This is a genomic window from Oscillatoria sp. FACHB-1407 (assembly GCF_014697545.1).
Lineage (GTDB): Bacteria > Cyanobacteriota > Cyanobacteriia > Elainellales > Elainellaceae > FACHB-1407.
Window position 1 is genome coordinate 172,431 of record NZ_JACJSA010000010.1, and the last position, 13,061, is coordinate 185,491.

The window sequence follows — 13,061 nt, forward strand, 5'->3', positions numbered from 1 at the left end:
ACCTCAACTGGGTTAACACTAGCTGCTGGATTGGATTCAGCAGTGGAAATACGATCATCGGAGGAGGGCGAATTGGGTAGATGCGGCGAAGCTGTCATAGGTATTGCTAACGCTTATCAACGAGAAGCTTCAGATAACTTAACTCAAACTCAGCCTCACTCCACAGAAATACTAACGAATTATCGGAACCATTTATGCTTCGAGATTACCCAAAGTGCTCACAAAATAGCGCGTTTATTGTGTATTTCCAGTACCACTGCTGAGAGCAAAATCTGAAAAGCCAATACCCCTTGTGATAGAGGCATTGCTACCTACGACTGTATCTGTTTGCTCTCGATTCAACAAGCGGTAACCGATACAAAAATGGGGGTGATGGAGTAGAGGGGTGATGGGGTAGAGGAGTGATAGAGACTCCCCTACTCCATCACCCCCTTACTCCCCTACTTCCCCACTCCCTTACTCCACTACTTCTAAGCCGCAGTTGGCATCACTTGAGAGGACAGAACGTCCTGATAGAAATGTTGTAACTGTCGCGTGGCGGCTGCCCATCCCCAGCGTTCTGCTTCTTGACGAGCATTTTGGCGGAGACTGTCTCGCACTTGAGTATTGGCTAAAAGACGTTGGGTAGCGGCGATCGCCCCTTCTTCATCCTCTGGGTCAAACAAATAGCCGTTCACACCATCCGTCACAATATCAGGAATACCCCCCGCATTAGCCGCAATCACGGGGCATCCTGCCGCCATTGCCTCTAACAACACCAGACCCAGGGTTTCGGTGCGCGAGGGGAAAATGAAGGCATCAGCGGATGCGAAGGCAGATGCTAAGTCTTGACCCGTCAGATAGCCCACAAAATAGGTCGAGGTGCCAGCGAAGTGCGCCTCCAATTCTTGTCGGTAGGGACCATCACCCACCAGTGCCAATCGAGCATCTGGAACAGCTTGCAACACAGGCTTGATGCGATCGATTTCTTTCTCGGCAGAGAGCCGCCCCACATACAACAACAGAGGGCTTTCAGGATTACCCTGAGAGAGGCGCGATCGCATCTCCTGGCTTGCTAAGCTGGGATGAAATAACTCTGTATCAACCCCTTTCTGCCACACTTCAACCCGCTCAATGCCATGTTCCGTCAAAGCATCTTGCATCGCAGTTGAGGTACAGAGGTTGAGCTGTGCCTGGTTATGCATGGCTTTGAGCAGTTCCCACAGAACCCCCTCTAACATGCCCAAGCCATAGTGCTCCAGATATTTAGGCAAGTGCGTATGATAGGAGGCAACGAGCGGAACTCCCAGAGATTTGGCATAGTATAGCCCGCCTACCCCCAGCACTGCCGGATTCACAATATGAATCAGATCGGGTTGGAAATCAGTCAGGGTTTGACGAATGGAAGGGCGAGGCAGAGCCAGCTTTAACTCTGGATAGAGCGGTAAAGGAAATCCAGGCACCCCAAGAATTTTTGCGCCTTTGTACTCGCGCAAGCCCCCATCTGGAGAAACAACTAAAACCTGATTTCCCATCCGTTGTAAATGGTCAACGGTGTGACTTAGCCGTGTCACAATGCCGTCAACCTTGGGCAAGAAGGTTTCGGTAAATAGGGCAATTCTCATAAGGGGGACATCAGAAGAAGTGGAATAAGCGATTAAGGTAAACGAACGCGAACGCCAGACCTGAAATCGAGGATTTTATAACCGTAACCACAGTCGATAGGGTGGAGGCGAGTCAGGAAGCTTTCCTAGCATCCGGGTTTGAGCCATTGCCTTTGCCTCAGGCTTTCTGACCAAAGCTATATCAAGAAACATTAATAGCAGTGTCAGCAGAGTACTGGCTTGGCTGCAAATTATCAGCAAAGCTTCAGTTGGTCAGACAAGGGGCTAAAGCCCCTTGTTCCGAGGAAAGTGACCTTGAACAGGTGAAGCCCCTGGCTTACCCTTTCCACTTGACTCTGGGAAGAATTTCCTTCTCATCAACCCGATGTTTGTACTTCAGGGAGAAATTGAGGAGGGAATCGAGTAAGGAATCTGACAGATAGTGAGGCTGTAAGCCCAGGCTCAACAGATTAGTGTTCTTAGCATTGAAATAATGCTCTTCTTTTTCAACTCTGGGGTTTTCCAGGTGGTTGATATCAACCTTCAAGCCAAGGGAGGTTCCCGCTTTTTTCACCATATCTGCAAGGTCGCTGACACTAAACATCTCGGTGAACTGGTTAAAGACGCGGAACTCGCCCGGTTGAGCCGGAGTAGCGATCGCCAACTCAACGCATCGCACCGTATCCCGGATGTCGAGGAATCCACGAGTCTGACCACCCTTACCATAGACGGTCAGCGGATGTCCGATCGCCGCCTGAATACAGAAGCGGTTGAGAGCCGTTCCAAAGATGCCGTCATAGTCGAGGCGGTTAATTAACAACTCATCCATGCCCGTCTCTTCGGTCAAAACCCCGTACACCACACCCTGGTTCAGGTCAGTAGCACGCAAGCCCCAGATGCGGCAGGCAAAGTGGATGTTATGGGAATCGTGAACTTTACTCAGGTGATAGAAGGAACCGGGTTGTTTGGGATAGGGCAACGTATCTTTGCGACCATTGTGTTCAATGGTGATGTAGCCTTCCTCAATGTCAATATTGGGGGTGCCATATTCGCCCATGGTGCCCAGTTTCACCAGGTGACAATCGGGAAAATGCTCATGCATAACGTAGAGTAGGTTGAGCGTTCCCACAACATTGTTGACCTGGGTCAAAACCGCGTGTTCGCGGTCAATCATCGAGAAGGGAGCCGATCGCTGTTCGCCAAAATGCACCACGGCTTCTGGCTCAAATTGCAACATCGCCTTCTTGAGAAATTCGTAATTGTTGATATCACCAATGAACAGGTCAATGGTTTTGCCTGTGAGGTCTTTCCAGCGTTGGAGGCGTTGCTGGATTGGAGCAATAGGAGTCAATGTCTCAATGCACAATTCCAGATCCCAGTGCCGCCGCACCAAGTTATCTAAAATAGCAACGTCATAACCCCGGTTAGACAGGTGAAGCGCCGTTGCCCACCCACAATAGCCGTCACCGCCGATAACTAGGACTTTCATTTGAGTAGAGTCATGCTTACAGATACTCCGCTAAATCTACCAGGTTTGGTGACTCCCTAGCGCATTCGGGATAAATTCTTCTGGGAAAAACAGGAGCAATGGTTGTGGCTGGTAGATCTTGCGTGTGTTTTCTACAGCCTAATGCTTAAAAGCAGGTTAAGGAATAAGCCGATAGATAGTGATTTTGATTTCACCTTTGATCCCTGATTGCTCATCCTCTTCCTTCAAACCCCGTTAACACACCGTAGATTGCCCAGATTGCCATCGCTCGCAGGTAATGACTGGCGCGAAAGGTGCCAAAGGCGGTGATGGCTTCAGGCGTACGAAACTGCAACCCATTCTGATAAATTTGGTGAACCACAGCCTCGGTGAGTTGAAAGGCTTCATCGCGCATCCCGACCTGGAGCAGGAAGGCAGCGATACCGAAGTTAATGCCCGTCCAGATCTCCAACGGATGGGTGTCATTCGGATTTAAGGGAGAGCCATCCAACCGGACTCCATTTGCCGCGCCCAACCAAACATGGGCGGTTGGGGAGGTTGTCGCCTTTTGGCGGGCGATGAACTGGTTAAAGTTGACGAAACAGGAGTCGTACACCGTTTTTAGGGCAATGCGATCGCACCCTTCTGGCACCACATCCGGCAGCTTCAGCAAGCGGGCATAGAACTGACCGCAGAGTTGGTCTGCCATCACCACATCCGAACCACTGCCGCTATCGAGTTGGTAGTATTGCCCGTTCCACAAGGTCTTGTGATAGACAGAACGCGATTGGATGAGCCACTGCTCAAAGGTCGTTATGGTTGCAGTCAGGGAGGGTTCCAGGTCAACCGTTGCCTGGGTTTCCAGATGACGAGCAATGGCGATCGCTGCCTCTAGAGCCGCAATCCACAAGCCGCCACAATAGGCACTGATGCCCTGGAGTCGCCAGTCATCAAAGGTCTGATCCGGTGCGCCAGAGTTTTCGGGGATGCCATCGCCATCCAGGTCAAACGTCTTGAGGTAATGCAAGGTAGCAGCGATCGCTGACCAACACTCCTGCAAAAATGAAGTATCGGTGCTACCCGTTAAGACAAAATCGCGATAGACCTGCAACACAAAATCAGAGCCTAAGTCTTTCCAGAGGTTGCAGTCCTGATAACTGGTGTAGTTGGTCTTTTCCCAGACGTGCTCATTGGGTGCACCGAGGTCGTGGGGGGTCGCGTCGAGGGCTTTGCGGAGAGCCAGGGGGCTTTCGACTCCCTGTGTGAAGTAGTAACCAATCAGACGAGTGCGAGTGTCTGCGGTGGGAATGGCTCTGGCAAAGGCGCGGAGCACCGCCTTATCCAATTCAGGAAACAGCATCAACAGCCCAAACGAGCCATAGAGCCGCACATCCAGGCTTTCGTACCAGCGATAGTCAATACACTCCAACACGGCGAACTGACCAACCGGATCGAGTTCTGTCGCAGCAGACCAGAGCGTACCGCCATCCGTCAGGTCATACAACTCATTGAACAGTGCCATCTTGAACCAGTCTGGCAAATCCTCTCGACTCAGAATCGGAGCTTGCCAGGTCTGGATCTGCTGTTGCCACGCTTGATAGTTTTCCAGAGCCGTGCGAGCGATCGCCCAGGCGTTGCGTCCCGTCCGTCCAAAAAAATCGGTGTAGCGGCGAAAATAGTTGATGCCCTCAGCGAACTCGGTTACAGGCAGATCCCAACTCAGAACCACGGGAATCTGGCGGGTTTCCCCCGGAGCCAGGGTAAAGCGAATGGCAATCGCCGCTCCAACCTGATCACTGTCTGCCGCAGTTGGATCGTTACAGTTCGGCAGGGAACCGTCTGCGGCGAAGGTTTCCCAGATTTCTGCTCCATCCCCAAGCGGATTCCAGCGAGTGTGATAAAACACCGCGTCAGCAGAAGAGTGTGCCAGAGCGATCGCCCACTGTCCTTCTCCTTCCATCGGCGTTTCAGACTGTCCCACCCGATCTAAAACACAGCCTGCAATGCCTGCTTCCGTGACCCACTGGTTAAAGTTGCCCTGACTCTCTCCCAACCGGGGTTGATACTCATAGACGGGGCTACCATCATCGCGCACCTTGACCTCTGGCGATTTCAGCGCATTGGTGAACCAACCCACCATATTCTGCCAGGTCAGCAAAATGCTTAGAGTGATAGGGCGATCGCTGGGGTTATGTGCCGTCCAGACAAACACCGCTACGGGGTAGCTCGTTTCCTGATAGTTATGCGCCCAGATCGGTGAAAACTGCTCACAGGTCAGCGATGCCTCAAAGGCGTTGCGGTAGGCAAACCAACTGCGGGGATACAAAGCGTAATAGGTTCCCGTCTCAGAGCCATTTACCTCTGCGGGGTACCACTGCCACGAGTTTAAGCTGCCATCTTCAGGGGCTTCTGTGCACAGGGCATAGGCACGAGCAGACTGCCCCTCCGCCTGTTCAAACACACTGAACTGACACGCTGGCATAGATTGAAACAGGTGCTCTCCTCCGTCGATGTGCCAGAGGTTAAAGTCACCCCGGTGCGATCGCCCCAGGCAACCTGCACCAAAACCACCCAGCGGCGCACCATGCCAGGGACCATCATCTAAATTGCTGGCATACCGAACCGTATAGGGATGGCTCCAACCTAGACCAATAGAGCGTTTCCAGGCACAAGAGGGAATGTTGGGAAGAGAGGGTTGTTTTGTCATCCCCCGATTTTACAGGTTAACTTTTGCAAATCTTGAGCGAATCGGAATATTGTAGTGTGAAGTTTAAGACCTCAGCACTCAGCACTTTACTACTGCGGTTTCAACTGCAAAATCCTTATCCCGAATTCACACTAATCTACGGTATGCCCATCGGGTTTTGTGACATTTTTGGGCGACTCTGTTAAAATCCTCTTAGTTGTAGTTCTCTGTATCCCCCACTCCAACCATGAGCGTTCGTTCTTCTTCCCATCCAGTTGAGTTAGATGAAATTCGCTTAGAGCCTGAAACAGAGCCAATGTTCTACTACTTTGCTTATGGCTCCTGTATGTGTCCAGTGGATTTGAAGCGATCGCTGGGGGAACACACGCATTCTTATGTCATTGGTGCCGCAACTCTCAAGGGCTATCGCTTGGGATTCTTTCGTCGCTCTCAACGGCGCAACTGTGGGGTGCTCGATATTGTGAAAGACCCAACTGCCACTGTAGAAGGGGTGCTCTATCGGTTGCCGCTGCGGTTGAGCGATCGCCTGGATGAACGTGAAGAAGGCTATTGCCATGAAACGATTACCGTTCACCATCAGGGACAGGTTTTTCGCAATGTGCAGACTTACACAGTGATTGAGAAATTGACCCAGGAACATGCCCCCAACGATTGGTACTCCGGTGTTGTCTTGCGAGGGGCTATCACCTGCGGCTTACCCGAACAATATTGCTGGAAGCTGTTTCACCACATGCAACAACTGCAACAGGGGACCCTGAATGCCGCTTAAGCCGATTGAATCATGCCACAAATGTTTATAGGGAGCTGGCAGTGCCAACTCCCTTATTTAATCCTTTTTAATTCTGATTAATTCTGATCGCTGACACAGCTTTTCAAGTCGGTACTGCTTATGTAACTGCCGATAGCTCATCCACGACTCGCATTCTGCCTCGATAGATTGTCCACAGAATGCGATCGAGGACAGTTCGTTCGTCGTCGCTCAATGATTCTTCCAAAATAGCTGCCATTAACCCATAGCGATCCGCCAGCGTAATGTCGCCAGACATCGCGACTTGAGCGTAGAGGTCAAACAGAGCAGATGGGAGGAGCCTGAGTTGTAAGCACATATCGACCGTTAAACAACAATTGCAAAGTGAACGACTTGGGGAACTCCAATGCTCATAATCATCCCCCTTGCCAGGAATTGCTGAAGTGATCAAGTGCCCCTGAAATAGGTGATTGTGCTCAATAGGTTTAGTGATTGATCTCGCTGTTCATGTGTGACTCAAAACGGGTTTAAAAGTGATCCAAATCACTTTTTTTGAGTCAGAGTTTTTTAAGATATCACCTCAAAAACATACCTAACAAGGATTTCAGTTCTTTATAAAGTATCTGTGAAGCTTTGAAATTTAAGGCTGACTTTGAGGGGAGTTCGATAAGCTGTTAGTAGTCGATCATTGCTGTTTGACTTCTCCCTAGATTGCCCTCCACAGGGCTGTTCTTGAGGAGCAATAGTAATGACCACCCCGATTACTGCTTAACGCCTTCCATGCTTGAATGCTCAGGTTCAGATGAAATTTTGAAACACCTGCGGAGCGGACGTTTGCTAATGGTTAACAGCAGACGACGCAACGGGCTGATTTTATACAAGCAATTTCATGCTGAGTTTGCTGGACCCGGAGCAGCAGTGGGCGGCTTCTTTGATGAGGACTGTCAGCAGGTCATTCCCGTGGGCAATCTATCGTTGCTCGTGCCTGACTCTCATGAAGAACGACAAAAAGCATATTTGATTAGGCGACAGTGGATTCGTTTAACTCAACAATTCACCGACAACTCGGTGCCGCTACAACGAGCACAAATGATTCTCAATCAGTTTGAGAATTACTTCGACGCCAATACGATCGCCAGCTTGCCCGATGAATCCTTTGCGATGTTGGTCGGCGTGCTGCCCCAGACCATTCGCATGGCGAGACGTCCCCCCTCAGGGCAAATGCATGTCAAGGTCAAAGCCTGATCATAGAAGGGCGATCGCCCCTCCTATGAGCGTCCTTGGCATCCCTGCTGAAACTCTCTCACCGAAAAATACAAAAAATTGGGAGAAGCTCTGATTTCAGCCCTCCGAATCCTGCTCTCCATGAGATAATGAGGTGCTTTTTGGAGTCTCAATTTATCTCGAAAGGTGACAGTGGCGTGAAGGTTTTGGTGGTTGGTAATGGGGGTCGTGAACATGCCCTGGCTTGGAAGCTTTTGCAATCGTCGCGAGTACAAGAAGTCGTTTGTGTCCCAGGAAATGGGGGCACGGCAACCCTGCCAGGTTGTCGTAATTTGCCGCTATCGGTAACCGACTTTGAGGGCATCGGTCGTTTTGCCTTGGTGAATAACATTGGCTTGATTGTGGTGGGACCAGAGGTGCCTCTGGCAGCAGGCATCACCGATTATTTGCATGAGCAGGGGTTGACGGTGTTTGGTCCCACCCAGGTAGGGGCTCAGATTGAGTCGAGCAAGACCTGGGCAAAACATCTGATGCAAACGGCGGGAATTCCCACAGCACAGGCAGCTGCCTTTGATTCGGCCTCGGAGGCGATCGCTTACCTGCACCAGCAAACGGCTCCCATTGTGATCAAGGCAGACGGTTTGGCTGCCGGGAAAGGAGTCACTGTGGCTGCCACGTTAGAAGAGGCACAAGCGGCGATCGAGTCTGCCTTTGCGGGTGAGTTTGGGGCAGCGGGAAACCGAGTCTTGATTGAGGAGTGTCTGACCGGACAGGAAGCCTCGGTCTTAGCCGTTACTGATGGCATCACGATTCGTCCGTTGCTGCCCGCACAAGACCACAAGCGCATCGGCGACGGAGATACCGGAGCAAACACCGGGGGCATGGGAGCCTACGCACCCGCACCATTAGTCACACCTGCTTTGATGGAGCGCATTCAACGAGAGGTGTTGGAGCCTGCGATCGCTACATTGCGCCAACAGGGGATCGACTATCGCGGCGTGTTGTATGCCGGGTTAATGATTACCCCTGAGGGCAACCCCAAAGTGATTGAGTTTAACTGCCGCTTTGGCGACCCAGAGACGCAGGTTGTGTTACCTCTGCTTGAAACGCCTCTTGATCAATTACTCATGGCATGTGCTCAGCAGAAGTTAGAGCAGTTACCACCGCTCCAGTGGAAGTCGGGGGTCGCTGCCTGTGTTGTGGCTGCCGCAGGAGGATATCCTGGAGCTTATCAAAAGGGGTTCCCAATTACGGGGATTGAAGCAGCACAAGCAGCAGAAGCTATCGTCTTTCACGCAGGAACAAAAATTAAAGCCGAGACGCTAGTCACCGATGGGGGGCGAGTGCTGGGGGTAACGGCGATCGCAGATGACTTTAAGGGGGCGATCGCACAGGCTTATGAAGCGATGGGTCTAATTCAATTTGAGTCGATGTACTATCGGCGAGATATTGGACACCAGGTGCTTCACCAAAGTTAAGGATATGTAACAATAGAAACGAATTATGATTAAGAGTTACAAGCTGTAACTTAGCCTGAATCGATCGCTAACCCGTCTGCTGCTCATGGGCAGAGCTAATGAGCAAAGATGATGGGCAAAGTTGTTTCTTAATCCCTCCCTCCTTCGCCCACCCCTGATTTCCCTTGCTAACGTTTTTAGAGCAGATTAGAGCCATTATTCATCGCTGGTGGTCTGAGTTCACACTCCAGACTCGCCTGATGGCAGCTGCAACGCTCGTGGTTTCTCTCGTGATGAGTAGTCTCACCTTTTGGGCGGTAAATTCAATTCAGCAAGATGCACGCCTCAACGATACCCGGTTCGGGCGTGATTTAGGGTTGTTATTGGCAGCAAACGTTGCTCCTCTGGTTGCTGAGGATAATCGAACAGAGCTAGCTCGATTCTCCCATCGCTTCTACAGCAGCACCTCCAGCATCCGCTACATGATCTATGCCGATGAAGATGGCAACATCTTTTTTGGCATCCCCTTCTCCGAATCGGAGGTACAGAACTCGCTGACCATCCGCCGTCGGATTCAACTGCCGGATAACTACGCTGCTAATGTTGACTACCCCATGGTGCGGCAACACCTGACCCCCGATGGCGAAGTCACCGATGTGTTTGTGCCCATTCTGCACGAGGGCAAATATCTGGGTGTGTTGGCGTTGGGGACGAATCCCAACCCCACAGTCGTGACCTCATCCCACCTGACCCGTGATGTGACAATCGCCGTTTTTGTGTCGATCTGGGTCATGGTGATTTTGGGCGCAGTGTTTAATGCTCTGACGATCACTAAACCGATTAAAGAACTGCTGTTTGGAGTCAAAAACATTGCCGCTGGAAACTTCAAGCAACGTATTGACCTGCCTCTGGGGGGTGAGTTGGGGGAACTAATCCTCAACTTCAACGAGATGGCGGAGCGGCTAGAAAGCTATGAAGAACAAAATATTGAAGAACTGACGGCTGAAAAAGCCAAGTTAGAAACGCTGGTCGCCACGATCGCCGATGGAGCGGTGTTGCTGGATGCCAACATGCACGTGATTCTCGTCAACCCCACCGCGCGTCGGCTATTTGGTTGGGAGAGCAACGACGCAATGATTGGCGAGCATGTCTTAGAACACCTGCCCGCCCCCGTCAAACTTGAGCTAAAGCGTCCTCTTTCAGAAATCGCCTCTGAGACTGCCTCTCCTGAAACGTTACGAGAGAGGGAGTGGTCAGAGTTTCGGATCACGATTCCAGAACCGATTCACCGGACGGTACGAATCCTGTTGACAACCGTTCTCGATCAGTATCGCGAAACCCTCAAAGGGATTGCTATTACCGTCCAGGACATCACTCGTGAAGTGGAGCTAAACGAAGCCAAAAGCCAGTTCATCAGCAATGTCTCTCACGAACTCCGCACGCCCCTGTTCAACATCAAGTCGTTTATCGAAACGCTGCACGAATACGGGGAAGATTTGAGTGATGAAGAGCGACGCGAGTTTTTAGACACCGCGAATCGCGAAACCGATCGCCTGACCCGGTTGGTCAATGACGTGTTGGATCTGTCCCGTCTGGAATCGAACAAACGCTATAGCTTCGATGCGGTTTATATCTCTCAGGCGGTTGAGCAAACCCTGCGAACTTATCAACTTAATGCTAAAGACAAAGGCATCGAACTGATTCAAGAGATTCAACCCGACCTGCCTCCAGTACTGGGTAACTACGATTTGCTGTTGCAGGTGTTTGCCAATTTGGTGGGCAATGGTTTGAAGTTTACCCAGGCTGGAGGACGAGTTGCCATCCGTGCCTATGTGCTGGATGCAGAACTGAGCAACGATTATCTACCGGGGTTGGTACGCATTGAGGTGTCAGATACAGGGATCGGCATTGATCCTGAAGACCAGGAAGCCATTTTCGATCGCTTCTTCCGAGTTGAAAATCGAGTTCATACCCTGGAGGGAACCGGGTTGGGCTTGTCGATCGTGCGAAATATTGTTGAGAAGCACCATAGCTCCGTGCATCTGGTCAGTGAGGTCGGGGTCGGTACAACCTTCTGGTTTGACCTCGCTGTGTTTCAAGAGAATCCGCCCGTATTAGAGCCACTGCCGCTGTCTCATACCTCAACAGATGCGATCGCAGAGGCTTCACCGCTTTTGTTCAGCCCTAGCTCCTCCCAACCTTCGTGATCGTCCAGAATGACTGAACCAGTATGGTGTACGCGATTGACTTTGGAACCAGCAACACGGTAATTGCTCGCTGGAACGCAGCAACCGGAAAACCCGAAACTCTATCCCTGGTTGATTTGTCAGTGCGGTTGGCAAACAATCCACCGTTGATTCCGAGTCTGATCTATATCGAGAATGCAACTCAGGAAACCGTGGTACTGGGGCAATCGGTGCGCGATCGCGGCTTAGACCTGACTAGCAACCCTCGCTTCTTTCGCAACTTCAAACGCGGCATTGGCACCGATATTCAAGGATTTTTGCCAGCATTAGACGGACGCAGCGTCACCTTTGAGCAGGTGGGGCAGTGGTTCCTGACGACCCTGATTCAGCAACTCCAGGCGATCGATCCTCAGATGAATTCGCTGGTACTAACGGTTCCGGTGGACAGCTTTGAAGCCTATCGCAACTGGCTCTCGCACGTATCTCAATCGGTGCAAATTGAGCAAATTCGTCTGCTGGATGAACCCACGGCAGCAGCGTTAGGCTACGGCTTAACCGATGAAAAAACCTTGTTAGTCGTGGACTTTGGGGGTGGCACACTTGACCTGTCGCTGGTGCAACTCGAAAAGAGTGTCCAACCGGGCGCAAAACCCCTGGGCTTTATTCTCAAGTGGGGACAAAAAGCGGTGGAATCATCAGCGCAACGTCCTAAGATTGCCCGCGTACTCGCTAAAGCCGGACAAAACCTCGGTGGGGCAGACATTGACAACTGGCTAGTGGATCACTTTTCTACCACACAGGGAATCGCCGCAACCCCTGTCACGCTGCGATTGGCAGAACGCCTCAAAATTCAACTCTCTAGTCAGACCGAGGCAACCGAAGCCTACTTCAACGATGAGACGTTAGAGAGCTATGAACTGAAGCTCGATCGCGATCGCTTCACTCAGATTCTCCAGGAACACCAGTTCTTTGAGCGGTTGGATGAATTGATGACACAGGTGTTACGGCAGGCACGGCGACAGGGGTTAGAAGCCGATGATATTGATGCCGTCATGCTGGTTGGGGGAACAGCCCAAATTCCAGCGGTCAAAGACTGGGTGGAGCAGTACTTCCCCGTTGAGAAGATTCGCTTTGAGCAACCCTTTGAGGCGATCGCCCACGGTGCACTGCAACTGAGCCAGGGGGTTGAGGTCAAGGATTTCCTGTATCACAGCTACGGCATCCGCTATTGGGATCGTCGCAAAAACGGGCATAGCTGGCACTCCATCATCAAAGCCGGACAACCCTATCCCATGCCAGAACCCGTCGAGTTGTATCTGGGAGCTTCCATCGACAACCAACCCAGCATTGAATTGGTGATTGGCGAACTGGGGTCAGAAAATAGCCAGACTGAAGTTTACTTTGAGGGCGATCGCCTCGTCACCCGCCGCATCAGTGGGGGCAGTAGCCAGGTGCAACCCCTCAACGACACCCCCGAAGCCCGCAGCATCGCCAAGCTCACCCCTCCCGGTTATCCCGGCAGCGATCGCATTAAAGTGCTGTTTTGGGTAGATGGCGATCGCTTCCTGCGGATCACAGTTGAAGATTTGCTGGCAAATGACACATTAATCGACAGCAAACCTGTCGTGAGGTTGAGCTAGAAATGAAAGGCTAAAGGATGAAGGATGAAAAATAAAAGAGATGCCATG

At 51.4% G+C, this 13,061-nt stretch carries 9 protein-coding genes; 5 read left to right on the plus strand and 4 right to left on the minus strand.

Annotation, left to right across the window (positions count from 1 at the left end; translation table 11 throughout):
• Positions 1–470: 470 nt before the first annotated feature.
• The 3 genes from H6G89_RS17910 to H6G89_RS17920 all read right to left on the minus strand — a co-directional run bounded on the left by H6G89_RS17910 (position 471) and on the right by H6G89_RS17920 (position 5,758).
• A complete protein-coding gene (locus tag H6G89_RS17910; RefSeq protein WP_190508807.1) occupies positions 471–1,604 on the minus strand; it encodes a glycosyltransferase family 4 protein in 1,134 nt (377 codons plus the stop codon).
• 316 nt (positions 1,605–1,920) lie between these two features.
• Positions 1,921–3,072 carry an NAD-dependent epimerase/dehydratase family protein gene (locus H6G89_RS17915; RefSeq protein WP_190508809.1) on the minus strand — a complete coding sequence of 384 codons (1,152 nt, stop codon included), beginning with the start codon at positions 3,070–3,072 and terminating at the stop codon, positions 1,921–1,923.
• A gap of 211 nt (positions 3,073–3,283) precedes the next feature.
• Positions 3,284–5,758: a GH116 family glycosyl hydrolase gene (locus tag H6G89_RS17920; protein WP_190508812.1), complete on the minus strand. Its 2,475-nt coding sequence runs from the start codon at positions 5,756–5,758 to the stop codon at positions 3,284–3,286.
• 226 nt (positions 5,759–5,984) lie between these two features.
• Between H6G89_RS17920 and H6G89_RS17925 the strand changes: the two genes are divergently transcribed.
• Positions 5,985–6,527, plus strand: a complete 543-nt coding sequence (locus tag H6G89_RS17925) for a gamma-glutamylcyclotransferase family protein (RefSeq protein ID WP_190508814.1) — start codon at positions 5,985–5,987, stop codon at positions 6,525–6,527.
• A gap of 118 nt (positions 6,528–6,645) precedes the next feature.
• Here the strand turns inward: H6G89_RS17925 and H6G89_RS17930 are convergent, their stop codons facing one another.
• Entirely contained in the window at positions 6,646–6,864 is a 219-nt protein-coding gene (locus tag H6G89_RS17930; protein WP_190508816.1) for a hypothetical protein, read from the minus strand.
• A 422-nt stretch (positions 6,865–7,286) separates the two neighbouring features.
• On the opposite strand from H6G89_RS17930, the gene H6G89_RS17935 reads away from it, so the two are divergent.
• The 4 genes from H6G89_RS17935 (at position 7,287) to H6G89_RS17950 (ending at position 13,013) form a co-directional block, all read left to right on the plus strand.
• A complete protein-coding gene (locus H6G89_RS17935) occupies positions 7,287–7,751 on the plus strand; it encodes a hypothetical protein (protein ID WP_199336784.1) in 465 nt (154 codons plus the stop codon).
• A gap of 176 nt (positions 7,752–7,927) precedes the next feature.
• A complete protein-coding gene (gene purD, locus H6G89_RS17940) occupies positions 7,928–9,208 on the plus strand; it encodes a phosphoribosylamine--glycine ligase (RefSeq protein ID WP_190509026.1) in 1,281 nt (426 codons plus the stop codon).
• A 164-nt stretch (positions 9,209–9,372) separates the two neighbouring features.
• Positions 9,373–11,394 carry a two-component system sensor histidine kinase NblS gene (gene nblS, locus H6G89_RS17945; protein ID WP_190508818.1) on the plus strand — a complete coding sequence of 674 codons (2,022 nt, stop codon included), beginning with the start codon at positions 9,373–9,375 and terminating at the stop codon, positions 11,392–11,394.
• Between the two features lie 23 nt (positions 11,395–11,417).
• Positions 11,418–13,013 carry an Hsp70 family protein gene (locus tag H6G89_RS17950; protein WP_190508820.1) on the plus strand — a complete coding sequence of 532 codons (1,596 nt, stop codon included), beginning with the start codon at positions 11,418–11,420 and terminating at the stop codon, positions 13,011–13,013.
• Positions 13,014–13,061 lie beyond the last annotated feature (48 nt).

Coding starts and splice junctions, on each gene's coding strand:
- H6G89_RS17925 (WP_190508814.1), top strand. CDS start 5,985: ATGAGCGTTCGTTCTTCTTCCCATCCAGTTGAGTTAGATGAAATTCGC.
- H6G89_RS17930 (WP_190508816.1), bottom strand. CDS start 6,864: ATGTGCTTACAACTCAGGCTCCTCCCATCTGCTCTGTTTGACCTCTAC.
- H6G89_RS17910 (WP_190508807.1), bottom strand. CDS start 1,604: ATGAGAATTGCCCTATTTACCGAAACCTTCTTGCCCAAGGTTGACGGC.
- H6G89_RS17935 (WP_199336784.1), top strand. CDS start 7,287: ATGCTTGAATGCTCAGGTTCAGATGAAATTTTGAAACACCTGCGGAGC.
- H6G89_RS17920 (WP_190508812.1), bottom strand. CDS start 5,758: ATGACAAAACAACCCTCTCTTCCCAACATTCCCTCTTGTGCCTGGAAA.
- H6G89_RS17950 (WP_190508820.1), top strand. CDS start 11,418: ATGGTGTACGCGATTGACTTTGGAACCAGCAACACGGTAATTGCTCGC.
- H6G89_RS17915 (WP_190508809.1), bottom strand. CDS start 3,072: ATGAAAGTCCTAGTTATCGGCGGTGACGGCTATTGTGGGTGGGCAACG.